Origin of the sequence: Nocardia sp. NPDC006982 (assembly GCF_042869435.1) — a bacterium.
Lineage (GTDB): Bacteria > Actinomycetota > Actinomycetes > Mycobacteriales > Mycobacteriaceae > Nocardia.
The window spans coordinates 56,032-79,978 of sequence record NZ_JBIAFV010000005.1 but is presented as its reverse complement, the minus strand read 5'-3'; the positions used below and the strand labels follow the sequence as shown (position 1 = coordinate 79,978).

At 65.9% G+C, this 23,947-nt stretch carries 31 protein-coding genes and 1 pseudogene; 14 read left to right on the top strand and 18 right to left on the bottom strand.

The window, feature by feature from the left end; translation table 11 throughout:
- The first annotated feature begins 84 nt into the window (after window positions 1–84).
- Together ACFYOW_RS20935 and ACFYOW_RS20930 are read left to right on the top strand one after the other, a co-directional pair.
- Window positions 85–915, top strand: coding sequence for a serine hydrolase domain-containing protein (locus ACFYOW_RS20935; RefSeq protein ID WP_387290254.1), 831 nt, complete (start codon window positions 85–87; stop codon window positions 913–915).
- Window positions 916–1,035: 120 nt separating this feature from the next.
- The gene (locus tag ACFYOW_RS20930) at window positions 1,036–1,569 is read left to right on the top strand and encodes a DUF3145 domain-containing protein (RefSeq protein WP_387290252.1); all 534 of its coding nucleotides are present in this window, start codon (window positions 1,036–1,038) and stop codon (window positions 1,567–1,569) included.
- 36 nt (window positions 1,570–1,605) lie between these two features.
- Here the strand turns inward: ACFYOW_RS20930 and xylA are convergent, their stop codons facing one another.
- The 3 genes from xylA to ACFYOW_RS20915 are packed head-to-tail and all read right to left on the bottom strand — an operon-like array spanning window position 1,606 to window position 5,202.
- On the bottom strand, window positions 1,606–2,784 hold the full coding sequence (gene xylA / locus ACFYOW_RS20925; protein WP_387290250.1) for a xylose isomerase: 1,179 nt from the start codon (window positions 2,782–2,784) through the stop codon (window positions 1,606–1,608).
- A 19-nt stretch (window positions 2,785–2,803) separates the two neighbouring features.
- Complete coding sequence (locus ACFYOW_RS20920; RefSeq protein WP_387290248.1) at window positions 2,804–3,979, bottom strand: 4-hydroxybenzoate 3-monooxygenase; 1,176 nt, start codon at window positions 3,977–3,979, stop codon at window positions 2,804–2,806.
- Window positions 3,976–5,202: an MFS transporter gene (locus tag ACFYOW_RS20915; protein WP_387290246.1), complete on the bottom strand. Its 1,227-nt coding sequence runs from the start codon at window positions 5,200–5,202 to the stop codon at window positions 3,976–3,978. The genes ACFYOW_RS20920 and ACFYOW_RS20915 overlap by 4 nt, the downstream gene beginning before the upstream one ends.
- A 124-nt stretch (window positions 5,203–5,326) precedes the next feature.
- On the opposite strand from ACFYOW_RS20915, the gene ACFYOW_RS20910 reads away from it, so the two are divergent.
- Entirely contained in the window at window positions 5,327–6,247 is a 921-nt protein-coding gene (locus tag ACFYOW_RS20910; protein WP_387290244.1) for a LysR family transcriptional regulator, read from the top strand.
- Here the strand turns inward: ACFYOW_RS20910 and ACFYOW_RS20905 are convergent.
- From ACFYOW_RS20905 to ACFYOW_RS20865, 9 genes are all read right to left on the bottom strand, one after another.
- Window positions 6,231–7,040 (bottom strand): IclR family transcriptional regulator C-terminal domain-containing protein, encoded by an 810-nt coding sequence (locus ACFYOW_RS20905; RefSeq protein WP_387290243.1) that lies wholly within the window; start codon window positions 7,038–7,040, stop codon window positions 6,231–6,233. The two genes, ACFYOW_RS20910 and ACFYOW_RS20905, sit on opposite strands and share 17 nt — an antisense overlap.
- A 22-nt stretch (window positions 7,041–7,062) precedes the next feature.
- Entirely contained in the window at window positions 7,063–7,449 is a 387-nt protein-coding gene (gene pcaC / locus ACFYOW_RS20900) for a 4-carboxymuconolactone decarboxylase (RefSeq protein ID WP_062992341.1), read from the bottom strand.
- The gene (gene pcaD, locus ACFYOW_RS20895; RefSeq protein WP_387290241.1) at window positions 7,446–8,222 is read right to left on the bottom strand and encodes a 3-oxoadipate enol-lactonase; all 777 of its coding nucleotides are present in this window, start codon (window positions 8,220–8,222) and stop codon (window positions 7,446–7,448) included. The genes pcaC and pcaD overlap by 4 nt, the downstream gene beginning before the upstream one ends.
- A 277-nt stretch (window positions 8,223–8,499) precedes the next feature.
- On the bottom strand, window positions 8,500–9,852 hold the full coding sequence (gene pcaB / locus ACFYOW_RS20890) for a 3-carboxy-cis,cis-muconate cycloisomerase (RefSeq protein ID WP_387290239.1): 1,353 nt from the start codon (window positions 9,850–9,852) through the stop codon (window positions 8,500–8,502).
- Window positions 9,845–10,387 (bottom strand): protocatechuate 3,4-dioxygenase subunit alpha, encoded by a 543-nt coding sequence (pcaG, locus tag ACFYOW_RS20885; RefSeq protein WP_387290238.1) that lies wholly within the window; start codon window positions 10,385–10,387, stop codon window positions 9,845–9,847. The genes pcaB and pcaG overlap by 8 nt, the downstream gene beginning before the upstream one ends.
- A complete protein-coding gene (gene pcaH, locus ACFYOW_RS20880) occupies window positions 10,380–11,102 on the bottom strand; it encodes a protocatechuate 3,4-dioxygenase subunit beta (protein WP_387290236.1) in 723 nt (240 codons plus the stop codon). The genes pcaG and pcaH overlap by 8 nt, the downstream gene beginning before the upstream one ends.
- Window positions 11,099–12,280, bottom strand: a complete 1,182-nt coding sequence (locus ACFYOW_RS20875) for a thiolase family protein (RefSeq protein ID WP_387290235.1) — start codon at window positions 12,278–12,280, stop codon at window positions 11,099–11,101. Before ACFYOW_RS20875 ends, pcaH begins: the two co-directional genes overlap by 4 nt.
- Window positions 12,277–13,059, bottom strand: a complete 783-nt coding sequence (locus ACFYOW_RS20870; protein WP_387290232.1) for a CoA-transferase subunit beta — start codon at window positions 13,057–13,059, stop codon at window positions 12,277–12,279. The genes ACFYOW_RS20875 and ACFYOW_RS20870 overlap by 4 nt, the downstream gene beginning before the upstream one ends.
- On the bottom strand, window positions 13,056–13,877 hold the full coding sequence (locus ACFYOW_RS20865; RefSeq protein WP_387290230.1) for a CoA transferase subunit A: 822 nt from the start codon (window positions 13,875–13,877) through the stop codon (window positions 13,056–13,058). Before ACFYOW_RS20865 ends, ACFYOW_RS20870 begins: the two co-directional genes overlap by 4 nt.
- Window positions 13,878–14,340: 463 nt before the next feature.
- Here ACFYOW_RS20865 and ACFYOW_RS20860 point away from each other — a divergent pair, with 463 nt between their 5' ends.
- Genes ACFYOW_RS20860 through ACFYOW_RS20845 form a run of 4 tightly spaced genes read left to right on the top strand, consistent with a single transcriptional unit; the run spans window position 14,341 to window position 15,113 of the window.
- The gene (locus tag ACFYOW_RS20860) at window positions 14,341–14,505 is read left to right on the top strand and encodes a hypothetical protein (protein ID WP_387290228.1); all 165 of its coding nucleotides are present in this window, start codon (window positions 14,341–14,343) and stop codon (window positions 14,503–14,505) included.
- The gene (locus tag ACFYOW_RS20855) at window positions 14,490–14,801 is read left to right on the top strand and encodes a sugar phosphate isomerase/epimerase family protein (protein ID WP_387290226.1); all 312 of its coding nucleotides are present in this window, start codon (window positions 14,490–14,492) and stop codon (window positions 14,799–14,801) included. The genes ACFYOW_RS20860 and ACFYOW_RS20855 overlap by 16 nt, the downstream gene beginning before the upstream one ends.
- Window positions 14,686–14,982 carry a hypothetical protein gene (locus ACFYOW_RS20850; RefSeq protein ID WP_387291442.1) on the top strand — a complete coding sequence of 99 codons (297 nt, stop codon included), beginning with the start codon at window positions 14,686–14,688 and terminating at the stop codon, window positions 14,980–14,982. The genes ACFYOW_RS20855 and ACFYOW_RS20850 overlap by 116 nt, the downstream gene beginning before the upstream one ends.
- Window positions 14,979–15,113, top strand: coding sequence for a hypothetical protein (locus ACFYOW_RS20845; protein ID WP_387290225.1), 135 nt, complete (start codon window positions 14,979–14,981; stop codon window positions 15,111–15,113). Before ACFYOW_RS20850 ends, ACFYOW_RS20845 begins: the two co-directional genes overlap by 4 nt.
- A gap of 20 nt (window positions 15,114–15,133) precedes the next feature.
- Here ACFYOW_RS20845 and ACFYOW_RS20840 read toward each other — a convergent pair whose 3' ends face one another.
- The 4 genes from ACFYOW_RS20840 to ACFYOW_RS20825 form a co-directional block, all read right to left on the bottom strand.
- On the bottom strand, window positions 15,134–15,628 hold the full coding sequence (locus ACFYOW_RS20840) for a YbhB/YbcL family Raf kinase inhibitor-like protein (protein ID WP_387290222.1): 495 nt from the start codon (window positions 15,626–15,628) through the stop codon (window positions 15,134–15,136).
- A gap of 123 nt (window positions 15,629–15,751) precedes the next feature.
- The gene (locus ACFYOW_RS20835; RefSeq protein ID WP_387291396.1) at window positions 15,752–16,264 is read right to left on the bottom strand and encodes a DUF2267 domain-containing protein; all 513 of its coding nucleotides are present in this window, start codon (window positions 16,262–16,264) and stop codon (window positions 15,752–15,754) included.
- Between the two features lie 150 nt (window positions 16,265–16,414).
- Window positions 16,415–16,552, bottom strand: a complete 138-nt coding sequence (locus ACFYOW_RS20830; RefSeq protein WP_387290220.1) for a hypothetical protein — start codon at window positions 16,550–16,552, stop codon at window positions 16,415–16,417.
- A 62-nt stretch (window positions 16,553–16,614) separates the two neighbouring features.
- Window positions 16,615–17,088 (bottom strand): wax ester/triacylglycerol synthase domain-containing protein, encoded by a 474-nt coding sequence (locus ACFYOW_RS20825; protein WP_387290218.1) that lies wholly within the window; start codon window positions 17,086–17,088, stop codon window positions 16,615–16,617.
- On the opposite strand from ACFYOW_RS20825, the gene ACFYOW_RS20820 reads away from it, so the two are divergent.
- Window positions 17,088–17,603, top strand: a complete 516-nt coding sequence (locus ACFYOW_RS20820; RefSeq protein WP_387290216.1) for an amidohydrolase family protein — start codon at window positions 17,088–17,090, stop codon at window positions 17,601–17,603. The two genes, ACFYOW_RS20825 and ACFYOW_RS20820, sit on opposite strands and share 1 nt — an antisense overlap.
- Here the strand turns inward: ACFYOW_RS20820 and ACFYOW_RS20815 are convergent, their stop codons facing one another.
- Window positions 17,604–18,239, bottom strand: a complete 636-nt coding sequence (locus ACFYOW_RS20815) for a TetR/AcrR family transcriptional regulator (protein ID WP_387290214.1) — start codon at window positions 18,237–18,239, stop codon at window positions 17,604–17,606.
- 146 nt (window positions 18,240–18,385) lie between these two features.
- Between ACFYOW_RS20815 and ACFYOW_RS20810 the strand changes: the two genes are divergently transcribed.
- The 4 genes from ACFYOW_RS20810 to ACFYOW_RS20795 all read left to right on the top strand — a co-directional run bounded on the left by ACFYOW_RS20810 (window position 18,386) and on the right by ACFYOW_RS20795 (window position 22,258).
- Window positions 18,386–19,696 (top strand): bifunctional o-acetylhomoserine/o-acetylserine sulfhydrylase, encoded by a 1,311-nt coding sequence (locus ACFYOW_RS20810; protein WP_387290212.1) that lies wholly within the window; start codon window positions 18,386–18,388, stop codon window positions 19,694–19,696.
- 5 nt (window positions 19,697–19,701) lie between these two features.
- Window positions 19,702–20,493: an ABC transporter ATP-binding protein gene (locus ACFYOW_RS20805; RefSeq protein ID WP_387290210.1), complete on the top strand. Its 792-nt coding sequence runs from the start codon at window positions 19,702–19,704 to the stop codon at window positions 20,491–20,493.
- The gene (locus tag ACFYOW_RS20800; RefSeq protein WP_387290209.1) at window positions 20,493–21,470 is read left to right on the top strand and encodes an aliphatic sulfonate ABC transporter substrate-binding protein; all 978 of its coding nucleotides are present in this window, start codon (window positions 20,493–20,495) and stop codon (window positions 21,468–21,470) included. The genes ACFYOW_RS20805 and ACFYOW_RS20800 overlap by 1 nt, the downstream gene beginning before the upstream one ends.
- A gap of 89 nt (window positions 21,471–21,559) precedes the next feature.
- Window positions 21,560–22,258: an ABC transporter permease gene (locus tag ACFYOW_RS20795; protein ID WP_387291394.1), complete on the top strand. Its 699-nt coding sequence runs from the start codon at window positions 21,560–21,562 to the stop codon at window positions 22,256–22,258.
- 3 nt (window positions 22,259–22,261) lie between these two features.
- Here ACFYOW_RS20795 and ACFYOW_RS20790 read toward each other — a convergent pair whose 3' ends face one another.
- Window positions 22,262–22,414, bottom strand: a complete 153-nt coding sequence (locus ACFYOW_RS20790; RefSeq protein ID WP_387290208.1) for a hypothetical protein — start codon at window positions 22,412–22,414, stop codon at window positions 22,262–22,264.
- Between ACFYOW_RS20790 and ACFYOW_RS20785 the strand changes: the two genes are divergently transcribed.
- A complete protein-coding gene (locus ACFYOW_RS20785) occupies window positions 22,407–22,577 on the top strand; it encodes a hypothetical protein (RefSeq protein ID WP_387290206.1) in 171 nt (56 codons plus the stop codon). The genes ACFYOW_RS20790 and ACFYOW_RS20785 overlap by 8 nt on opposite strands.
- A gap of 64 nt (window positions 22,578–22,641) precedes the next feature.
- Window positions 22,642–23,942: pseudogene (locus ACFYOW_RS20780) on the top strand (NtaA/DmoA family FMN-dependent monooxygenase).
- The last annotated feature ends 5 nt before the right edge of the window (window positions 23,943–23,947 follow it).

The window sequence follows — 23,947 nt, the reverse complement described above, 5'->3', positions numbered from 1 at the left end:
ATCGGTTGATGGTACCGGCGGTACCGACTTTCCCATGCAGACGGTGCGGACACGCCGGGAACGGGCGTCTCGTACGCTCATTTCGTGCGTGCATTCGAGCAGATCAAGGACTGGCCGGTTCGGCATGCGGCGGCGGGCGTCGTCACCCCCGACGGTGCGCAGATGGCAGGTGATACCGAGCGCGTATTCCCGCTCGCCTCGGTGACCAAGCCGCTGGTCGCCTACGCGGTGCTCGTCGCGGTGGAGGAGGGTGCGATCGAACTCGATCAACCCGCCGGTCCGCCGGGAGCTACCGTCCGGCATCTGCTCGCGCACACTTCCGGCATCGCCTTCGATACCACCGAGGTGATTGCCGCGCCCGGCACGCGGCGCATCTACTCCAGCGCCGGATTCGAAATTCTCGCGGCCTTCGTCGCGGAGCAGACCGGGATCGCGTTCCCGGAGTACTTGCGTGAGGCCGTATTCGAGCCACTCGGCATGACGGCGTCCGTGCTGGCCGGTCCGGCCGGACATGCGGGCCGGTCCACCGCGGCGGATCTGGTGCGCTTCGGTGCGGAACTGCTGGATCCCCAGCTGATTTCGGCGCAGACCCACGCCGAGGCGACCACGGTCGCGTTTCCCGGACTCAACGGTGTGCTGCCGGGTTACGGATCGCAGCGTCCCAACGACTGGGGACTCGGATTCGAGATTCGCGACGGGAAATCACCGCACTGGACCGGCGGATCGAATTCCGCAGGTACCTATGGCCATTTCGGGCAATCCGGCACATTTCTGTGGGTCGATCCCGAATTAGGGGTGGCGAGTATCGCTTTGAGCGACGAGAATTTCGGCGACTGGGCACGGGAGGCATGGCCCGTCTTTTCCGATGCGGTGATCGCCGAGGTGATCCTCGCTCGGAACTCGGTTGCGAAGTAACAGGTCGGACACGCCTCCGAAGTAACATGTGTAACTCGGGGCACTCCAGTACACTCGGGCAACGCCAGCACGACGGATCGTTGGGGAAGACGTTTCTCGTCGAAGCTGGAGGTGTCAGTGGTGCGCGCATCGAGTCAGTTCGCGGACGCGACGGCGGGTGTGGTCTATATCCACTCATCGCCGGCTGCGCTGTGCCCACATATCGAATGGGCACTCACCTCGGCACTCGGCTCACCCGCGAAATTGCGCTGGACCGCACAACCCGCCGACGGACAACTGCGTGCGACCACCGACTGGATCGGTCCGGTCGGCACCGCATCCCGAATTGCCCAATCCTTGCGGTCCTGGCCGGTTCTGCGCTTCGAGGTCACCGAGGACCCCAGCGACGGCGTCGACGGTGAGCGCTACAGCTTTGTGCCCACCCTCGGCCTCTGGCACGGCTCCACCTCCGCCAACGGCGATGTCACCATCGGCGAAATGCGTCTGCGCGCCATGCTGCAGGCCAACAACGAACTCGGCAACTACACGGGCTATGACCTGGCAACCGAACTCGACCGCGCGCTCGGCACCCCATGGGACGAAGATCTCGAGATCTACCGCTACGGCACCGAATCCGGCGCCGAGGTGACCTGGCTGCGCCGCGACGTCGGCTGACCGGTCAAAATGCGGCCAGACCAGTGGTCGGGATACTCAGCCGATCAGGTGCTCGAGTGCGAGTTGTTGCAGTCGGACGAAACCGAAGTCTCGTTCGGCCGCCTTGTCCGGGTCGAAACCTTCGTCGTCGCGCAGGAATGACTCGATCGATTCGCTGGCGTCGAGGGTGGGCTGCGCCAGGTCGAGGACGCCGGAGTAGGCCATCGCCTCCTGGACGCGGGGATCGGCGCGGAAGGCGCGTGCCTTGTCCGCCAGCATCAGGTAGGTCGTCATGCAGGCCTTGGCCGATTCCCATACGCCGGTCAGGTGTTCGGTGCGTGAGGGCTTGTAGTCGAAGTGCCGGGGTCCGGTATAGCGCGGGCCGTCCGGATAGCCGGGAAAACCGTTTTCGAGCAGGTCCACGGTGAAGAATGCGGAGACCAGATCACCGTGCCCGAAGACGAGGTCCTGGTCGTATTTGAGACCGCGCTGGCCATTGAGGTCGATGTGGAACAGCTTGCCGCTCCACAATGCCTGGCCCAGGGCGTGCGTGTAGTTGAGGTTGGCCATCTGTTCGTGGCCGGTTTCCGGATTGAGGCCGACGATATCGCCGTGCTCCAATTCGGCGATCAGGGCGAGTGCGTGCCCGACGGTAGGCAGGAAGATATCGCCGCGTGGCTCGTTGGGCTTGGGCTCCAACGCGATTCGCAGGTCGTAACCCTGTGACTTGATATAGCCGGCGACCGTATCCAAACCCTCTTTGTAGCGCTCGAACGCGGCGAAGACGTCCTTGGATCCGTCGTATTCACTGCCCTCGCGGCCGCCCCACATCACGAAGGTGGTGGCGCCGACCTGCGCGGCCAGATCCACCGCGCGCAGGATTTTGCGCAGACCGAAGCGGCGGATCGAGCGGTCGTTGGCGGTCAGCCCGCCGTCCTTGAAGACCGGATGGGTGAAGGTGTTGGTCGTGACCATCTCGATGGTGAGACCGCAGCGATCGGTCGCTGCTTTGAGTTGCGCGAGATTGCGCTCCTTGGTGGCGTCGTCGGCATCGAACGGGAATACATCGTTGTCGTGGAAGGTGATTCCCCAGACGCCGAGTTCGGCCAGGCGTTCGGCGTACTCCCACGGTGCGAGGGTCGGTCGGGTCGGCAGGCCGAACGGGTCGGTACCCGTCCAACCGACCGTCCACAGGCCGAAGGAGAACTTGTCGTCGGTGGTGGGTTGACGGGTCACGCGATGCCTCCAGATGTGTTTACGACGGGCCCCAGCTTCCTGTGTACCCCTCGGCGAAGTACGCCGCGCCGTTTCGGGATTCGGTGAGCATCGCGAGTTCACCACGTTGCCGTTGGAGATCGAAGGCGGACGCGCCGTCTGTCGAGTGCAGGAGGGTCGTCGCCCAGTAGGAGAAATGCTGAGCCTTCCACACTCGATCGAGCGCGCGGTCGGTATAGCGACGCAGTGATTCGTCGGACCCCCGGGCGAAGTATTCGTCGATGACCTCGTGCAGCACGCGCACATCCGCGAGCGCTAGATTCAACCCCTTCGCGCCGGTCGGCGGGACGGTGTGGGCGGCATCGCCTGCCAGCAGGAGTCTGCCGTGGCGCATCGGCGCGGTGACGAACGAGCGGAACGGCAGCACCGTCTTTCCGCTGATCGGCCCCTCTTCCAGTGCGAAACCATTGCCGTTGACGCGGAGGCGCATTTCGGCCCAGATTCGTTCGTCATCCCAGTCCTCGGGGCGTTCGGTGGGCGCGCATTGGAAATACATGCGCTGCATCGTCGACGTGCGCTGGCTGACAAGGGCGAAGCCGTGTTCTGAGCGTGCGTAGATCAGTTCCGGATGCGACTGCGCCGCCTCGGCGAGGAAGCCGAACCAGGCGAAGGGATATTCGCGGAACCATTCGGTGCGCAGGCCATCCGGGAAGGCGTGACGGCAGATCGAACGTGAACCGTCGGCCCCGACGATCAGATCGGCCGCCAGCCGGGCCGGGCGGCCGTCCGCCTCGGTGAACGTCACCACCGGAGGATCGGTGCAGACCGCGGTATCCCGGACGCCATAGCGGACATCACCGCCATCGGTCTTGCGGCGGTCGGCGAGATCGATGAACACATCGGTCTGCGGATACAGCCACACGGATTCGCCGACCAGTTCCCGGAAATCGATCCGATGGTTGTCACCGTCGAAGCGCAGCACCACACCGTCGTGCCGGTCGCCTTCGGTGAGGACGCGGTCGGAGACGCCGGAATCCACCAGCATGCGCACCGAACCCGCCTCCAGGATGCCCGCGCGAATGGTGGTCGCGATCTCCTCGTGCGTGCGGATATCGATGACGACCGAGTCGATTCCAGAGCGGTGCAACAGATGTGACAGCAGCAGACCCGCCGGACCCGCGCCGACAATGGCGACCTGTGTGCGTGTATTCCTCATAGGGCGAGGCCCTTCGAAGTGTCGAGGGTGGCAGCCGGTTCCACCGATCGAGTGGTGAGCCGGGACACCGCCGTCATCGCGAGCATGCCGACGCCCGCCACCGCAGCGAAAAAGTAGAAGCCCCACGGGTATGCGGATCCGGCGACGATGAGCCAGCCGGTAATACTGGGCCCGAATATCGCGCCCAGTCGACCCACACTCGAGGTGAGGCCGAGCGCGGTAGCCCGCACCTCGGCGGGATATACCTGCGTGACGTAGGCGTAGATGAGCGCCTGGGCCGAGAACACGAAGATGCCGGTGACCAGTACCAGCGTATTGAGGAGCACGGTGCTGGAGACTTTGACGCTCAACATGGCCAGCAATACGGCGGCGGCTGCAAACCAAACGAGGACAATCGGTTTCGTGCCGCGACGGTCCGCGAGCGGACCGGCGATCAGCAGCCCGACGATCGCACCGACATTCAGCACCAACAGCAGCGTCAACGAGGTCGACATGTTGTATCCGGCGTCACGCATCAGCTTCGGCAACCAGGTGTTGAGTCCGTAGACCAGCAGCAGGCCCATGAACGAACCCACCCACACCCCGAGTGTCGTGCGCAGATAACGCGGCGCGAGCAGCACGGTCGGCTGTACCCGTTCAGGAGTGGCCTTGGCGGCCAGATACGCCTCGGATTCGGGCAGTTCGGCCCAGATCAGCGGCAGCAGTAGGAATCCCGCGATGCCGCCGAGATAGAACAGCGGCTGCCAGTGCGGAACGAGCTGTAGCGCGAGGAGCGAGGTGAGCACCGCGCCGACGTGGTAGCCGGTCATCGTGATGGTGCCGATGAAGGCGCGGCGGGTGGCGGGTACCTGCTCGGCCATGAAAGTCAGCGCCGTCGGCAGACAGGCGCCGAGTCCGATCCCGGCCAGCAGGCGGAATAGCCCGAAAACGGTGATGGATCCGGCCGCCGGGACGGCCGCGGTGAATGCCGAGAACAATGCGATCGAGGCGAGCAGAACCTTGCGGCGGCCGTAGTGGTCAGCGATCGGTCCTACCAATGCGGCGCCGACGGCGACGCCGACCAGCGAGATCGTTGCGGCGAATGTCGCACGCGCCGCAGTGAATCCGATGTGGTGGTGCTCGATGAGGGTGGGAATGACGGCGCCGAGCACGACCAGGTCGTAGCCCTCGAGCAGGACGATGAGCCAGCACAGCACGGCCGGCCGCGACGACAGCTTGTTCATGATGATTCGTTTCTGCAGATTCGGACCGGTCATAGCGGGCCCTGATTGTGATGGCTCTCACGCTAGAATGACCGCCAATCAGAAATCCAATTGATATTTTTCTCGATCCACATAGAGGAGATCTATGGCAGCCGAGTTCGATCTGAACCTGGTGCGCACCTTTGTGCTGCTCTACGAGACCAGGAGTGTCACGGCCGCCGCGGACCTGCTCGGGGTTACCCAGCCGACGGTCAGCTACGGGCTCGGCAAGTTGCGGCGGCGGCTGCGCGACGAACTGTTCGTGCGCGGCCCGGGTGGTCTGGTACCGAGCGCGGAGGCCGAGCGGCTGTATCCGCCGCTGCGCGCGGCTATCGCTGGTGTCGATGAAACACTCGGCGCCGCAACTGAATTCGATCCGAGTCGACCGGCGCGGTTTACGCTCGGGCTCTCCGATCTCGGCGAGGTGACGGTGCTGCCGCTGGTGCTCGCGGAACTGGCGGTACGGGCACCGCAGGTGACCCTGCACGTCGAGGCGTTCGATGTCGATACCGCGACCGATCGGCTGGCCCGCGGCGAGGTCGACGCGATGGTGGCCAGTCCGATACTCGATTCGCCTCGGCTGACTCGGACGCCGCTGTTCAGCGAGGGCTATGCCGGGCTGGTCGCGGCGCGCCACCCTCGGCTGCGCGGTGCGACGCCCACCCAAGCCGAACTGGATCGTGAGCGGCATATCGTCGTCGAGGGCGTGACCGGCCACCCCGGCCCGCGCAAGGCGCTGCGCGAGCACCATCTCGAAGATCGGGTCGCGGTGCGGGTCACCCGATTCGCCACCCTGCCCTATGTGGTGCAGGACAGTGAGCTGGTCGCCATCGTGCCCGATCGGGTGGCACACGCTTTGGCGCGCACCCATCCCGTGCGCGTATTCACCCTCCCGTGGCCGATCGAGCCGGTGGAAGTGGCGGCCTATACCCGGCGCGCACCTGGCCGGGTGGCGGCTCAGGGTTGGTTTCTGGAGGTTGTTCGGGCGGCGCTGGAGAATCTGCCGTCGTTCAGCCCAGCCGCGTAATCGGCTTCGCGGCGGTGAGATCCGCTTCGATGCGGTGGGCGGCCGTCTGCAGGCGCGGAATCAGTTCGGCCCGAATGGATTCGATGCTGCGGCGGGAGGCGTGCGTCGAAATATTGATCGCGGCGATCACGCCCGATCGATCGCGGATGGGGGCCGCGACCGACCGCAGGCCTTCCTCCAACTCCTGGTCGACGATGGAAAAGCCCTGTGCGCGAACCGTTTCCAAGGCGGCACGCAAGGCATCCTGATCGGTGATGGTATTGGCGGTCAACCGGGCCAGTGGCGTGCGCGCCAGATAGGCGTCGAGTTCGGCAGCCGGGAGGCCGGCCAGCAGGACATGGCCCATGGAGGTGGCGTAGGCGGGGAAACGGGTGCCGATATTGATGCTTACGGTCATGATCCGGGATGCGGCGACCCGGGCGACGTACACCACATCCGGACCGTCGAGCACCGATACCGAGCTGGATTCGTGCACGTCGGCGGAGAGCTGTTCGAGGTGCGGCTGCGCTACCTCGGACAGGCTCATGCTGGACAGATACGAATAGCCCAGTTCCAGCACCTTCGCGGTGAGCGAGAAGCGTTTGCCGTCGGTGCGGACATAGCCGAGATCGGCGAGGGTCAACAGGAACCGGCGTGCGGCGGCGCGGGTGAGTCCGGTCAGGCGCGCGACATCGGAGAGCGTCAGCTGCGGGTTCTCGGCATCGAATGCCTTGATGACCGCGAGGCCGCGTTCGAGCGACTGCACATAATGGGTGCCGCGCTGCCCGTCGTCGTCGTTACCGCCGGTCGTCATCGTCGTCCTCCTCGACAGGGTGCTACAGGGCGGTATCGTCGCCGAGTTCGGCCAGTACCTGCTGCCCGATCGCGAAGGCGGCATTGGCCGCGGGCACGCCCGCGTAGGCGCCGGTGTGCAGCAGTACTTCGGCGATCTCGGCGGCGGTGAGACCGTTGGTGATCGCGGCGCGGACATGCATCGCGATCTCCTCGTGCCGCCCGAGGGCGGTGAGCACCGCAAGGGTAACGCAGCTGCGGGTGCGCCGGTCCAGGCCCTCGCGGGTCCAGATCGAGCCCCAGACCGACTCGGTGATGTACTCCTGGAACGGCCTGGTGAATTCGGTGGTCCTGGCGACGGCGCGATCGACGTGATCATCGCCGAGCACTTCACGCCGGACCGCCATGCCGCTATCGGCTCGTTCGTTCACGAGTCCTCCTTCAGGTGAGCGAGAATCAGATCGTTGACCGCCTCCGACGCCTCGGCGCTGGCCAGATGTGCGCCGGGGCTGACGATTTCGAGGCGCGCGTGCGGGATCGTGCGCGCAATGCGCTGTCCGTGCTCCGGTGGAATGGCCGGATCCTGGGCGCCGGCGATCACGAGTGTGGGTGCGGTGATCGATGGCAGGCGGTCCGCGATATTCATCGTTTCGATTGCCGCGCAACAGGATGCGTAGCCGTCGGAGTCGGTGGCCGCGACCATTTCCTCGTAGTAATGGGTCCGTTCCGGATGGTCCGTGCGCCATTGCGGAGTGAACCAGCGTTGCACCACAGCATTTGAAACCGCCGGTGTCCCTTCGGCTCTGACCAGCGCGGCGCGTTCGGCCCAACCGGTGGGCGGGCCCAGTTCGGCGGAGGTGCAGCACAGAGTGAGCGTGCGCAGCCGGTCCGGTGCGTGCTCGCCGAGCCACATGCCGACCATGCCGCCGAGGGAGAGTCCGACGAAATGCGCTCGTCGGAGCCCGAATCGGTCGAGCAGCCCGATCACATCGGAGCCCAGGTCCGTCAGCGTGTACGGGCCAGGGGATACCGGGGATGCGCCGTGGCCGCGGTGGTCGTAGCGCAATACCCGATATCCGGCGGCGGTCAGGGCCTCGACCTGCGGATCCCACATCCGCAGATCGCTGCCCAGTGATCCGCTCAGTACGACGGGTGCGCCGTCATCGGGACCGTCTACGGCGCAGTTCACTTCAACGGCGCTCACGACTCCGCCTGCCGAATCAGTTTCCTGTCATCGAGTGGTCCGTTCAGTACGACGGGTGCGCGGTCGTCGGGATCATCCACGGCGTAGTTCATCTCGACGGCGCTCACCGCCGCGCCTGCCGAATCAGTTTCCTGCCATCCAGTGATCCGCTCTATACGACGGGTGCGCGGTCGCCGGGACCGTCCAGGAGGCAGTGCATCTCGACCACGGTCATGCCATGCCTTCGTCTCGTTGGCGCTTGGCTCCTTAAGGGCCCGGACGACGAATGATCGTTCGCTCATAATCTGTCCCGCCAATCTTCGAGTGCTCGTTCGATGAACTTGCGCGTCGACCCGAGGTACCGCGCCGGATCGAGCAGTCTTTCGATCTGTTCGCGTTCCAGATACTTCCCGACCACCGGATCGGCGGCGAGCAGATCGGCGAGTGGGTCTGCACCGGCGAGGGCGGCCTGGCAGCACTTCGCGACGGCATCGCCCGCGGTATGCCTGCCGATTTCGCCGTTGGATGTCGAAACCAACTCGGCCACCACGTTTTCCGCAAGCGCGAGGCCGCCGGTTAGTTCGAGGTTTGCACGCATGCGCTGTGGATCGACGCGAAGTCGCTCCAGGCTGATACGCAGCCAATGCACCGCGGAACCGGAGGTCCGCAGCAATTCGATATACGGTCGCCATTCCGCATGCCAGGAGCCTGCCGCGCGCTGATGTTCGTGCGCGGCCACGCCGAGCAGTGCGGCAACCAAACCCGGTGCCTGCCCGGCGGATCCGGCGGCAAGCACGGCGGCGACCGGATTGCGTTTGTGTGGCATGGTCGAGGAGCCGCCCGCACCCGCCGGGCCCTCCTCGTGGACTTCCGCGACCTCGGTCTGCGCCAGCAGCGTGATATCACGGGCGATCTTGGCCACCGCCGCGCAGGTCTGACCGAGCGCCCCGGCGATCTCGGCGATGCGGCCGCGCTCGGTATGCCACGGCAGGGCCGGTTCGGCCAATCCGAGCTGCCGCGCGAGTCCGCTCAGCACGGCAATCCCGTTGTCGCCCAAGGAAGCCAGTGTGCCGACCGCCCCGCCGAACTGCGCCGCCAAGCGGTGCCGCCGGATGTCGTCGAGCCGGTCCCGCGCCGCGGCGATACCGCCGAGCCAGCCCGCCGCGGTGAGGCCGAAGGTGACCGGCGGTCCCTGCTGGAGCAGGCTGCGCCCGGCCAGCACGGTGTCGGCGTGGATTTCGGCGAGATGCGCCAGCTGGGCCGCGCATGCGCGCAAGTCGTCATCGAGCACCGTCAGCGCCCGGTGCGTCACCAGCATGGCGGCGGTATCGCCCACGTCCTGGCTGGTCGCGCCGAGGTGCACATATCCGGCCGCATCGCCCGCGACGCGTGCGGTGAGTGCCCGCACCAGCGGTCCGGCCGGATTGCCGATGCCGACCGCCTGCGCGCCGAGCTCAGCGATATCGTAATCATCTGCATTGCAACAGCTTTGGATAGCGGTGGCGGCCTCGGGTGGAACGACCCCGGCTGCGGCCGAGGCGGCCGCCAGCGCGCCTTCGAAGTCGAGCATGGCCTGCACCCATGCCCGGTCGCCGACCTGCGCCGCGACCGGACCGGCCGCGAGCACAGCATCGAACAACCCGTCAGACATCGAAGAACACCGTCTCGCGCTCACCTTGGAGGTACACGTCGAAAACATAGCCATCGGGACCGTCGGCGGCGATCAACGTGCAACGACGTTCCGGCGGCACCGCGGCCAGCACCGGATCGGTCGCGTGCTGATCGGCGTGCTCGGGGAAATAGATGCGGGTGACCACTCGATGCAGCAGACCACGGGCGAACACCGAGACATCGATATGCGGGGCCTGCCCGTCCCCGAGCGCGCCGGGAACGACTGTGTAGACAGCGAATTCGCCGGATCGGGTGTCGCTGCGTGCGAATCCGCGGAAGTATTCGCGGACACCGCGACCGTCGTCGGGGTGTGCGATGTGCCCGTCCGGGTCGGCCTGCCAGATCTCGACCATGGCGTCATCGATCGGCTCGCCGACGGCATCGAGCACCCGGCCGCGAATCCACACGGCCTCGGGTGTCCCCAGTGGTACGGCGTACGGGCCGTCGTCCCACGTCAGTCCGATGTGCAGGTAGGGGCCGACGGTCTGCGAAGGCGTAGTGGGCAGATTAGTCATCGTCCTCGTCGTCCTCGAAAGGCGTGGCGTCGCGGCCACGCAATACGATGTCGAACTCGAAGGCCAGCGCCCGCTCGGGTTCGCTGCGGTCGAGATCGAAGCGGCTGATCAGCAGTGGGCGAGCGGCCTCGGGCACCGAGTTGAAGATGGGGTCCTGAGCGAACAACGGATCGTCCGGAAAATACATCTGGGTGACCAGTCGCTGGGTGAAGGCGCGCCCGAACAGCGAGAAGTGGATGTGCGCGGGCCGCCAGGCATTGTGGTGGTTGCGCCACGGATAGGCGCCGGGCTTGATCGTGGTGAACTCGTAGCGGCCCGCGTCGTCGGTGAGCGTGCGCCCGGCACCGTCGAAGTTGGGATCGAGCGGACAGTCCCATGCGCCCCGGTCATGGCGGTACCGGCCACCGGCATTGGCCTGCCAGATCTCGATCAGCGAGTTCGGGATCGGCTTGCCGTCACCGTCGAGTAGCCGGCCGTGCACGATGATGCGCTGTCCGAGCGGTTCGGCGCGGTGCTGCGCGGTGAGGTCGTTATCGGTCTCGGCGAGCCGGTCCGCGCCGAGCACCGGAGCGGTGAGTTCGGTCAGCCGCTGCGGCAGCAGGACCAGCGGCTCTTTCGGATGCCGCAGGGCGGTGGACTTGTAGTCCGGGGAGTCCAGCGGCGGGTGGGTGCCTGCCGGATCCTTTCTATAGCCTTGTAGCGCACGGGTTTTCATGATGTCGCCTCCAGAACAACGGCCAGCCCCTGGCCGACGCCGATACACAATGCGGCCAGTCCCCACCGGCTGCCGCTACGCCGCATTTCGCGGGCGAGTTGGTTGATGACGCGTCCGCCCGACGCTCCGAGCGGATGGCCGATCGCGATCGCGCCACCGTTGACATTGACGATGCCGGGATCCAACTCCGGCCAATCGGCAAGGCAGGCAAGCGATTGCGCGGCGAAGGCCTCGTTCAATTCGACCACGCCGAGATCGCCCCAGCCGATTCCCGCGCGCCGCAGGGCGATGCGCGCCGCTTCGACCGGACCGATACCGAACACATCCGGATCGACGCCGGCCGCACCGCGTCCCGCGATCCGCGCCAAAGGGGCGCGGCCGAGCCGATCGGCCAGGGCTTCGTCACCGAGCAGCAGGGCGGAGGCGCCGTCGTTCAGCGGTGAGGCATTTCCGGCGGTGACGGTGCCATCCGGCCGGAACGACGGTTTCAAGCCCGCCAACCGCTCGACGGTCGTTTCCGCCCGCAGCGACTCGTCGCGGGCCAGTTCGGTGCCGGGCACGGCGACGACATGATCGTCGTAGAAGCCGTTGTCCCAGGCCTTCGCGGTGAGCTGGTGGCTGCGCGCGGCGAATTCGTCCTGCGCCGTACGCTCGATTCCGTAACGGCCCGCGAGGATTTCGGTGGCCTCACCCAAGGAGACCGTCCATTGCGCGGGCATTGCCGGATTCACCAGCCGCCAGCCCAATGTGGTGGAGTGCAATGTTTCGTTGCCAGCGGGAAATCCCTTGGCGGGCTTGGACATAACCATGGGCGCGCGGCTCATCGATTCGACGCCGCCGACGACAACCGTTGCCGCATCGCCGGTTTCGATCATCCGGGCGGCCTGTATCGCGGCGTCCATACTCGACCCGCACAGCCGGTTCACGGTTGTGCCGGGTACCGAGGTCGGCCAATCCGCCAGCAGCGCTGCCATGCGTGCCACATTGCGATTATCCTCGCCCGCCTGGTTCGCCGCCCCGAAGACGATCTCGTCCACCGTCGCGGGGTCCAGATCGTTGCGGTCCGCGAGCGACCGCAGCACGGCAGCGGCGAGGTCATCGGGCCGGCTGCCGCTCAGCGCACCGCCGTACCTGCCGAACGGGGTGCGCAGACCGTCGTAGAGAAATGCGCTCGTCATGAGGCGGCTTTCAGTGCTCGCAGGGTGGTGAGTTCCCTGGCCGTCGGCGGCTCGCCGATTTCGAGATCCGGCGCGACCCGCAACTGCCAGCCAGTGGCATCGCGGACCTGCTCGACGGTCACGCCCGGATGCACCGCGACGAGGATCAACTCGCCGGTGTCATCGGGCCGCATCACCCCGAGGTCGGTGATCACCAGGGTCGGGCCCGCGCCGCGCAGGCCGAGTTCCGCGCGCTCGCCGGCGCCGCGACCGTGCCCGAAAGAGGTGATGAAGTCGACTTTGTCGACGAAGGATCGGCGTGACTGACGCACGACGACGAAAACCTCGCCACAGGAGGCGGCGATCTCGGGCGCGCCACCGGCTCCCGGCAGGCGGACCTTGGGATGGGTGTAGTCACCACCGATGACGGTCGTGTTGATATTGCCGTACTTGTCGAGCTGCGCGGCCCCGAGGAACCCGATATCGATCCGACCCGGCTGCAGCCAGTAGTTGAAAATCTCCGGCACGCTGATCACCGCGTCGGCGGTCTCGGCGAGCACACCGTCACCGATGGAAGCGGGCAGCCGATCCGGCTTCGAACCCAATGTTCCGGATTCGTAGATGAGGACCAGATCGGGCGCGTGGGTATTGCGTGCGAGATTGGCGGCCGTCGACGGCAGCCCGATACCGACGAAGCACCGTTTGCCCGCACCGAGTGCCCTGGCGGCCGCGATCGTCATCATCTCGTCGGCGGTGTATGCCGTTTCCATTGTGGCGGTGCGGGTTTCGGCGATGGTCATACTGTCTCCGTGGTGGCGGTGTATACGTTTTCGTCGAGCCAGCGGGTGAAGTGGTCACGGTCTCGGCTGATCGCGTCCCAGGCCTCGTAGTAGGCGTTGTCGCGTTCGGAATAGCCCTGCGCGTAGGACGGATGCGCGCCGCCTGGCACCTCCGCGACGGCGGTCACCGCCCACGCGGGCAGCACGATCGCTCCGGGCACCGGGGTCAGTTCGTCGACGATCTCCTCGACCGTGACCAGACTGCGGCGCGCGGCGAGCACCGCCTCCTTCTGCACCCCGAGCAGCCCCCACAGCTGCACATTCCCGGCCCGATCGGCGCGCTGGGCGTGGATGACCGTGACATCGGGATTGATCGCCGGAACCGCGGTCAGCTGCTCACCGGTGAACGGGCAGGTGATCGGTTTGATGGTGTCGGTGACCGTCGGCAGATCGGTGCCGACGTATCCGCGTAGCACGGCGAACGGCAATCCAGACGCCCCCGCGACATAGCGATTCGCCATACCGGCGTGGCTGTGCTCTTCGATCTCCAACGCCGTGGGCCAGGCATGCTGTACCGCGTCGCGGAACCGGTGCAGCGAGCCGACGCCCGGATTGCCGCCCCAGGAAAAGATCAGCTTGCGTGCGCAACCGGCCCCGATCAGCTGGTCGTAGACGATGTCCGGTGTCATCCGCACCAGCGTCAGATCACGCTTGCGCTGGCGGATGATCTCTTGTCCGGCGGCCACCGGGATCAGATGTGTGAACCCCTCCAGTGCGACCGTATCGCCGTCGCGGACGAGTTCGTCGACCGCGGCTGCCAAGGAGGTAATCCTGGCCATATCACTCCTCATTCGAAATCGTGGAAACGCGACCGCGGGGTTCCTAGATATCGATCGTGTTCGCATTGCGAACATATGTGCGTAATGTGAAAATCAGAGTAAAGGTGGTCCGAGTCACTGTCAACAAGGCGCCCTCGCTGGGCAAATGCCGCTTCGAAGCCGCTCCACCAGTGCCCGCTTCGACGCGATATCCGAGGACCGCGCGGCGATCCATCGCCACCGTGGGGCCTGTCCGGAACCCTCGAGGACAAACTCGGCGCGGCCGCCGCCGCGGGCTTCGGCGGCATCGAACTGTTCGAAGACGATCTGATCGCCAGCCAACTCGGCCGTAGCAGGTGCGGGAGCGCTGTGCCGGGCTCGGTCTGTCGATCGACCTCTATCAGCTGTTCCGCGACTTCGAGGGCGCAGCGCCGGAGGTGTTCGAGGCGAATCTGCGGCGCGCGCGGAACACAAATTCGATGTGATGGCGGCGCTCGGCGTCGACACCGTCCTGGTGTGCTCCTCGGTCGCGCCAGACACCATCGATGACGACGATCTCGCCGCCGATCAGCTGCGCGTGCTGGCCGAGCATGCGAGCGAACGTGGTTTCCGCATCGCCTACGAAGCCCTCGCGTGGGTACGCACGTGAACACCTGGGACCACTCGTGGCGCATCGTGCAGAAGGTGGGCCACTCCGCGCTCGGATTGTGCCTGGACAGCTTCCACATCCTTTCGCGCGCAAGCGATCCCGCGGGCATTGCCGATGTGCCGGGGGAGAAGCTGTTCTTCCTGCAGCTCGCCGACGCACCGCATCTGACGATGTGCTGCAGTGGAGCCGCCACTACCGGCTGTTCCCCGGCCAAGGGCCTTCGATCTGCCTGCCTTCCTCGGCTACGTCCTCGACGCCGGATTCACCGGGCCGCTCTCGCTCGAAGTGTTCAATGATGTTTTCCGCCAAGCCGATCCGGCTCGCACCGCGCGTGACGCGATGGTCACCGGCTTCGCGGTCTCGCAGAACATCGGCACCGCCACACCGCCTTCCTGCCCACCGTCTACGCGGTCGTCGCGCCGCCCGAATCGAACGTTCCGCTCATCGTCGGCGCCTTCACCTTCGGCTGCGCCGTGATCGCCGCGGTCGCCGCATTCTCCGCGCGCGAGACATTCCGCATCCCGCTCGAAGACCTCGGCGCACCGAACGCGGCCCCGCTGTCACGCGAGGACTACTCGCGCCTGCGCGCCGAGGCGATCGCGGCGTAAGAATGCGCGGTGCGGGTGGGTCAGGCGGCGAAGAGGCCGACCAGGGTGCCGCTCGCGATGACGTGGTCCGTGATGGCCGAGCGGACCACGTCGGCCGTGGTTTCCTTGGTGAATCCGGGCTTTTGGTCCAGGGCGTAGAGGCGGAAGAAGTACCGGTGTGGCCGGTCGCCGGCCGGCGGTCGCGGACCGCTCCAGCCGATTTCACCGAAATCATTGGGACCTACGACGGCCATGGGCGGCGGCGCGTCCGCCCGGACACTGGTCGCATTCGGCGCGATGCCGGTCATCAGCCAGTGGGTGAACGGGCCGCCCGGTGCGTCCTCGTCCTCACACAACAGGACGAGCTCTTCGGCGTCGTCGGGGATGCCACTCCACTCGAGCGGCGGGACAACGTTTCCGCCGTCATAGGAGTAGCGGTCCGGAATCGTCGCGTGGTCGGTGAACGCGGCACTGTGCAGGTCCGCGCGGGCCGGCGTCCGTTGCACGTCGGATCGCTGGCTGGTGGGATTGGCCATAGTTTCCTCCGGTCGATCGATGGTTCGGAAGCTGCCTCGGAATCGGAGAGGTTCGCGCTGATCTCGTACTCGCCGAGCAGCGTCAATGTGCGGGTTACCGCTGGACTATCTGTTAAACCGTGGCTAATAGACGGCCTCGTATTTACCGGTCTGATCCGATGACATCCCGGCCAGCCGCTGATCGATGCGCGCGAGCGTATCCGTGAGTGACTCGACCGACCGTTCCAGTCGATCCAGCCGGTCGGCCGTACCGTGCCTGGCCGTCTTGGGTGGGGCCGTTTCGGGGGACAACAGGAGCTCGCGCAGTGTGGGTGGCAGTTGTTCGAGGGCGTGCTCCAGCGTGCCCGGGGAGAACCGGTCCCGCAGCGCCGCGCTCAAACAGGTCACCGTAAATGGCACATCGCCGTCGGAGATCGCGGCCTCCGCGGCGAAGAGCTGCACGAATTCGGATTGGTCGTAGCGTTTCGGAACGTCGCTCGGACGCCAGCCCTCGTAGTAAATGCCGCGCAACAGCTCCGGGAGCTGCGCGCCGAGATGCGCTGCCGCATCCACCGTCAGACGGTCACGCACCGTATGCAACCACGCGCGGAGCACGCGGTATGCATAACGGCGATCACTGGTCCCCAGGCACTCCATAACGGTGTCGAGCCAGATTCGCGCTGTCTGTTCGGTGTGGGCGAATGGGTCACCTCCGCGGTTCATTTCGACTTCCCTTCGGTCTCGTGAATCCACTTCCCAGGGTAGGCCGATCGAACCCGTCATATGTGTCATAACCGCAGCTCACGCCTATCCGGCCGGCCTGCGCGCCAGATCGGGCAGCGCCGTGGCGTAATGGCCTTTGAGTTCGTCGAAGGCGGCACCGAGGTAGCGGGCGAGGCGGGCGAGGCGGGCGACATCGGGGATCAGGTTGAACGTCGGCGGCACGTGGGCGACGGCGCCGGGCACGAGTTGGCGCGGTGTGTCTGGCGCGCCATGGCGACAATCGCCTAGCCGACGAGGGCCGCGGGCGGCAACGCCGACTGGTGTTGCTTCGCCGCCCGCGTCGAGGCGGAGATCCGCGACAGCCGAGCCCCGGCATCAGGTTCGTCCGTGGCCGAGTCGACGAACATGATGCCGATCGAACTGGCGGTCGCGGATCCCTCGGGTGCGATGGAGACCGGGCAGCCGAGCACCAACGGCTTGTCCGGTAGGTCGGCGATCTCGATCATGTATCGGCGCAGCGCCCTGGCACAGGCGGTGAGCGCGATGTCGTTGACGGTGGTTTCGCTGCGCTTCGGCAAGCGCTTGATACGGTCCAATTCGATTGCGGCCGTGCCGATCCAGCGATGCGGTCCGACCTCGTCGACGTTGAGCGGCGATTGCGGTGCCGCGAACGGTCCGACCAGGCGCGAGTCCGTGCATCCGGCACGCCACAGGGTTTTGGTGGCACGCGCGATGGCACCAGCTGATGATTTCATCATTGCTGCAATATATCGTCAAACTGTGGCAACCGCTGCCGGACTTCCTGGAGGAGTTCACTTTCGACACGACGCGCGCGGCGACCATGATGATGGTCACCGGAATGACCCAGCGCTATCCCAACATTCGCTTCCAGCTCGCGCACGCGGGCGGGACCGTTCCGTTCCTGTCCTGGCGCATCAGTGTCGCGTCGCAAACGGTGCTGGGCGAGCTGTGGCCGCAAGACCTGCCGAAACCGTCGGTGCTCGATATGAAGAACCAGATCTCGCGTTTCTACTACGACACCGCGCTCAGTGGTTCGCCCGCCGCCATGGCCGGGGTGCTCGCCGTGACGAACCGTGATCACATCGTATTCGGCTCCGACTGGCCCTTCAGCGCGCTCACGCTCCCGCAGAGGGGTTCGCACGATCCCGCGCCCGGACTCAGCGAGATCTTCGATGCCGATCAGCGCATGGAGATCGAACACCACAATCCGCTGCGGCAACTGCCGCGACTGGCCGCAGCGGTCGACGGCTGATCACAGCTGGGGCTGCGGCGGCAATTCGCTGGATACCAGCTTCTGTGCCGCGCGCTTGTTCATACCGAACATCCGCAGCACACGCAGGGTCAACTCGTCGATGAGCGCCTCGGCATCGGCCTCGGGCCGGGTGTCCAATAGTTGCAGCAGTCCCAGCAGTGCCCCGCCCGCGGCCATCAGCGCCATATCCGGGTCCATCGGTTCGAACCGGCCTGCCTCCTGGGCGGACATGATGTCGCGGCGCGCGCGTGGGCCCAAGCCCTCGTCGCGCAGCAGCACGGACGTACCGGAATTCAGGATCACCCGCACGCCCTCCGGGATCTGGCGCTGCAGCCGCCCGGTCATCCGGAAGCTCACCGCGAATACCTCGGCGGGATCGTCGTACATGGCGACGATCTCGTCGCGCATCTCGCTGTAGATCTGCAGCACCGACCGCACGGCCTCGTCGAACAACTGTTCCTTGGACTGGAAGTGGTTGTAGAACGAGCCGAATCCGACATCGGCGGCATCGGTGATCTCCTGGATGCTGACCGCGGATCGCCCCTCCGACAGGAACTTCCGTGCCGCCCCGATCAGCGCATTGCGCGTCCGCTCGCGTCGCCTGTCGATGCGGTTGCCCACCACACCTGTCACCATGTCCTCTTCCCGTCGTTTCCGTTATCGAAATCGTATCTGATAAAAGGATCAGAGTCGATTCCGGCCATGGTTTTCGCGGCTCGGATTCGGTTCCGGCTGAATGTAATTATCGACGCCCAGGCAGGCGCTTCTTAGTGTCCGTTGATGTGACCACCAGCGACCAGACCCAGGCCGACCCGAGCGCCGACTGGAGCTTCGAAACCAAGCAGATCCACGTTGGACAGGCGCCGGACGGCACGACCAATGCCCGCGCCCTGCCGATCTACCAGACCACTTCCTACACGTTCCGGGATACCGCGCACGCTGCGGCGCTGTTCGGTCTAGCCGAACCGGGCAATATCTACACCCGCATCATGAACCCGACCCAGGATGCCGTGGAACAGCGGATCGCGGCGTTGGAGGGCGGTGTCGCGGCGCTGCTGCTGGCATCCGGACAGGCCGCGGAGACCTTCGCGATCCTGAATATCGCCGGTGCGGGCGATCACATCGTGTCCAGCCCACGGCTCTATGGCGGCACCTACAACCTGTTCCGCTACTCGCTGCCGAAACTGGGCATCGAGGTCAGCTTCGTCGACGATCCGGACGATCTGGACCAGTGGCGCGCGGCGATCCGGCCGAATACCAAGGCGGTGTACGGCGAAACGATCTCCAACCCGCAGAACCACATCTTCGACATTCCCGGCATCGCCGAAATCGCCCATGCCGCAGGCGTTCCGCTGATCCTCGACAACACTGTCGCGACGCCGTATCTGATCCAGCCGCTCGCCCACGGCGCCGATATCGTGGTGCATTCGGCGACCAAGTATCTGGGCGGCCACGGTGCGGCCATCGCGGGCGTGATCGTCGACGGCGGCACCTTCGATTGGACCGGCGGCCGGTTCCCCGGCTTCACCACGCCGGACCCGAGCTACCACGGCGTGGTGTACGCCGACCTCGGCGCTCCCGCGTATGCACTCAAGGCCAGGGTGCAACTGCTGCGCGATCTCGGCTCGGCCGTCTCGCCGTTCAACGCCTTCCTGATCAGCCAGGGTCTGGAGACGCTGAGTCTGCGGATCGAACGGCATGTGCAGAACGCGAAGGCGGTGGCGGACTTCCTCGCGGCCCGTCCGGAGGTGACCTCCGTGTCCTACGCCGGGCTGCCGTCCTCCCCGTGGTACGAACGCGGGCGCACCCTCGCGCCCAAGGGCGTCGGCGCGGTGATCGGCTTCGAATTGGCCGGTGGGGTCGATGCGGGTAAGCGTTTCGTCGAGGCGCTCACGCTGCACAGCCACGTCGCCAATATCGGCGATGTGCGTTCGTTGGTAATCCATCCGGCCTCGACCACCCACTCCCAGCTGACTCCGGAAGAGCAGTTGGCGGCCGGTGTCACGCCGGGTCTGGTCCGTCTCGCGGTCGGCATCGAGGGGATCGATGACATCCTCGCCGATCTCCGCGGCGGATTCGCCGCCGCTCAGTAGTCGACGTGTCACCCACTGCCAGTCGTGCCGCCGGGGTCGCATTGCGCGGCCTCGGCCGCAGTTTCGGCGTCCATACCGTCCTGCGCGATATCGAATTGGAGATCGCGCCGGGCGAGGTGATCGCCCTGGTCGGTCCGTCCGGCAGCGGGAAGTCGACACTGCTGCGGGTCATCGCCGGGTTGGACGAGCCGACCGAGGGCGAAGTCGTGCTGGACGGTCGGCCGATGCGTGGCATCGACCCGCGCTGCGCGGTGGTTTTCCAGGAGCCGCGGTTGCTGCCGTGGCGCAACCTCGCGGGCAACGTCGCATTGGGTCTGCCACCGACCATCTCGCGGGCTGAAGGCGAGGCCGAGGTGCGGCGTGGACTCGAGATCGTCGGCCTGGCCGGATTCGAGGGACATCGGCCGCGACAGGTGTCCGGGGGCATGGCGCAGCGAACGGCATTGGCCCGTGCGCTGGTTCGCCATCCGGGCGTGCTGCTGCTGGACGAGCCGTTCGCGGCGCTGGATGCGCTGACCAGGCTGCGAATGCAGGACCTGCTCGACGAGGTGCAGCGCGCCGCGGGCATCACGGTCGTACTCGTCACCCATGATGTGGACGAGGCGCTGCGCCTGGCCGACCGTGTTGTCGTACTCGAAACCATAAGTGGCAAAAAGGGTTTCACGATCGGCGCGGCCCTGGAGGTATCCGCCGATCGCCCCCGTGACGATACCGACCCGCAGTTGGCCGCACTGCGGCTCGACCTACTCGAACGACTCGGCGTTCCGCGCCGCGCCACCGTCAAGGAGACACTCTGATGAGACGACCGACGATTGTCCTGGCAGCCGTCGCGGCGACGGTGATGACGCTGCTTTCGGGTTGCGCGGAGGGCGAAAAGTCTGGTGCCGCCGGGGCGGATGGGGTGCGGCTGGACTTTGCCTACTACAACCCGCTGAGCCTGGTCATCCGGGACCAGCACCTGCTGGAGAAGTCCGGCGCCAAGGTGACCTGGGTGTTCTCCGCGGGCAGCAATAAGGCCAATGAAAGCCTGCGCGCCGATGCGATCGACGTGAATTCGACCGCGGGTTCGGCGGCGCTGCTGGCGAAGGCCAATGGCACACCGCTGCAAAGCATTTCGGTCTACAGCAAGCCGGAATGGACCGCGCTGGTCGTCGCGAAGGATTCACCCATAACCTCGGTGGCCGAGTTGAAGGGTAAGAAGATCGCGGCGACGAAGGGCACCGACGCCTATTTCACACTGCTGCAAGCACTTCGGACGGCCGGTCTCACCGCCAAGGACGTGGAAGTGACCAATCTGCAGCACGCCGACGGTAAGACCGCACTCGAACGCGGCGATGTCGACGCATGGGCGGGTTTGGATCCCTATATGGCGCAGACCCGTCAGGAGCAGGGTTCGCGATTGCTATACCGCAACGCCAACTTCCAGACCTACGGCGTACTCAATGCCCGCGCCGATTTCATCGCACAGCATCCGGACCGGGTCCAAGCCGTGGTCAATGCCTATGAGCAGGCCCGGGTTTGGGCGCTGGAACATCCGAACGAACTCGCGCAGCTGCTAGCGACCGAATCGAAGACCTCCCTCGACGTCGCCGAGGAAACGCTCGAGCGCACCGTGCTGAAGGTCGATCCGGTGCCGGGCGAGGCCCAGCGGGCGGTGCTCACCCCGATCGTGCCGATCATTGTGGCCGACGGTGACGTGCGATCGAAGGAAGCCGCCGAGGCCGCACTCGGCGCACTCTTCGAGCCGAAATTCGCACAGCAGGCGCTTCGGTGACGGTGACCCCGACCGTGCCGCCGCGTGCTGTGCGCCGGATCCGTTGGGACCGGGTGGCGCTCGGACTGGTTGTGCCCGTGCTGCTGCTGTTGCTGTGGCAAGGGGTGACCTCGGCCGGACTGTATTCGCCGAGTCAGCTCGCGCCGCCCGCGGATGTGCTTGCCGCACTGCGGGAATTGCTACAGCGCGACGAACTGTGGAGCCATCTGGCGATCAGCATCCAGCGGGTGCTGCTCGGCTTCGCCAGTGGCGCGCTCATCGCACTTGTCCTCGGCGCGGTGGTCGGGCTGTTCGATATCGCCCGACTGCTACTGGCGCCGACCGTCGGATTGTTCCGCACGGTGCCGTCGTTGGCGTGGGTGCCGCTGCTGCTGTTGTGGCTCGGCATCGGCGAGGAACCCAAAATCGTGCTGGTGGCCATCGGTGCGTTCTTCCCGATCTATACGACGACGGCTTCGGCTCTGGCGCAGGTCGATCCGCACCTGACCGAACTCGGCAGGGCCTATGGACTGCGTCGGGCCGCGCTGTTGTTCTCGATCCAATTGCCTGCGGTGGCACCGGCGGTTGTCAATGGTCTGCGACTCGGCCTGGCCAATGGCTGGCTGTTCCTGGTAGCGGCCGAGCTGATCGCCTCGTCGAAGGGGCTCGGCTTCCTGCTGATAGACAGCCAGAACAGCGGTCGCACCGACGTCATGCTGCTGGCCATTGTGCTGCTGGCCTTGCTCGGCAAGATCAGCGACACCGTATTCGCCATCGCGGAAACGAAATTGATCGACAGCCGGTTCTGAAAGTCAGGCGTGCGCGCCGCGGATGCGGTCGACGATGGAAAGCGGGTCGGTCGGGGCGGCGTTGCCACGCCACGCGACGTGTTGGTCCGGCCGGATCAGCACGAGGTCGCGTTCGTAGAGCGCACGGGCGTGGTCGTCGCGGATATCGATGGTCACGGGCGCGGTGGTCAGTGCGATGTGGATGGTGCTCGAAGGGCATCAGGCCTGGCGCGATGCCGGCGCGGGTGCGGCCGAACTGGTGCTGTGCGCGTTGGGGGTGCCGCGAGAGGAGGCGCGTCAGATAGTCGCCGCGCCACTGCCCGATCTTCCCGAACTCTGACCGATTCCATTCGAGCTGATCGCAAACCTGTTCTGCGGGAGCGGAATACGGTTGTCTCGAGCAAATGAGCTCTGCACGACGTCGGGCGTTGAAAACAGTCACCGGAGTCAGCGGCGCGGTGAGTGTCTATGCGGCCGCGATCGATCCGCACGAATCGACGGTCGCGTCCTCGATCGAGATCGCGAAAATCGCCGAGGCAAATAAGTTCGACGCCCTGTTCGCCGCCGACCTGCTGAGCTTCGGCGCACAGGGAGCGATCGGCGCGCAGGAGCCGCTGATCTTTCTGTCCGCATTGAGCGCGGTTACCTCGCACGTCGGCTTGATCGCCACCGTGACCAGCACCTTCCACCACCCCTACAATCTCGCCCGGCTGTTCGGAACGCTCGACCATGTGAGCAACGGCCGCGCCGCTTGGAACGTCGTCACATCCTCGGTCGGTGAGGAGAACTACGGCGATCAGGATCTGCCGAGCCCGGAGCAGCGGTATGCGCGGGCGACCGAATCACTCGAGGTCGTCAACGCGCTGTTCGACAGCTGGGAACCAGGGGCGCTGACTCCCGACGGAAGCGGCGGCGCGGTCCTCGACGCGACCAAGGTGCGTCCGATCGAGTATGCGGGGCAATACTTCACGGTGCGGGGTCCGGTCAATATCCCGCCGTTGCCACAGCGTCGCCCGGTCCAATTCCAGGCCGGTCAATCGGCGGGCGGAATCGAGCTCGGCGCGCGGTTCGCCGAGGTGGTCTTCACCTCGCTGCCGACGCTCGAAGATGCGGTGACCTATACCAAGACGATTCGCGCCCGCGCGACGGAACACGGTCGCGCACAAGGCTTACCGCTGATCATGAGTCGTTCCATGCGACTTATGGAGCAACGGAAGAAGAGGCGCGCCGGTTGGTCCGGGAGGCGGCCGAGGCGACCGACTTCGATGCGGGCCGAATCCAATTGGCCGATATGTTCGGCGGCGGTATCGATCTTTCGGAACTGCCGCTGGATCGGCCGATCCCGGAAACGCTGCTGCCGGAACTGAATTCGGTGAATCGCCGTCGTGGGCGGGTGGAGATCTTCACCAAGCTGGCGGCATCGGGTCGTACGCTGCGTGAGCTGATCATCGCCGCGAAGGATACCGGGCACTGGGCGGCAGCCGGAACGCCGGAACAACTGGCTGATGCTGTCGAAGAGCGTTATCGCGCAGGGGTTCTCGATGTCATCTCGTTGGGCGGTCTGGCCGATGCCCGAACTCGGGATTTCGTGACCAATGGACTGCTGCCCGAATTGCGCCGCCGGGGAATCGTCGGAAACGACTATGTCGGTGGCACTTTCCGCGAGAACCTGGAACTTCCTCCGCTACCCGAGCGCACGGAATGATCTCG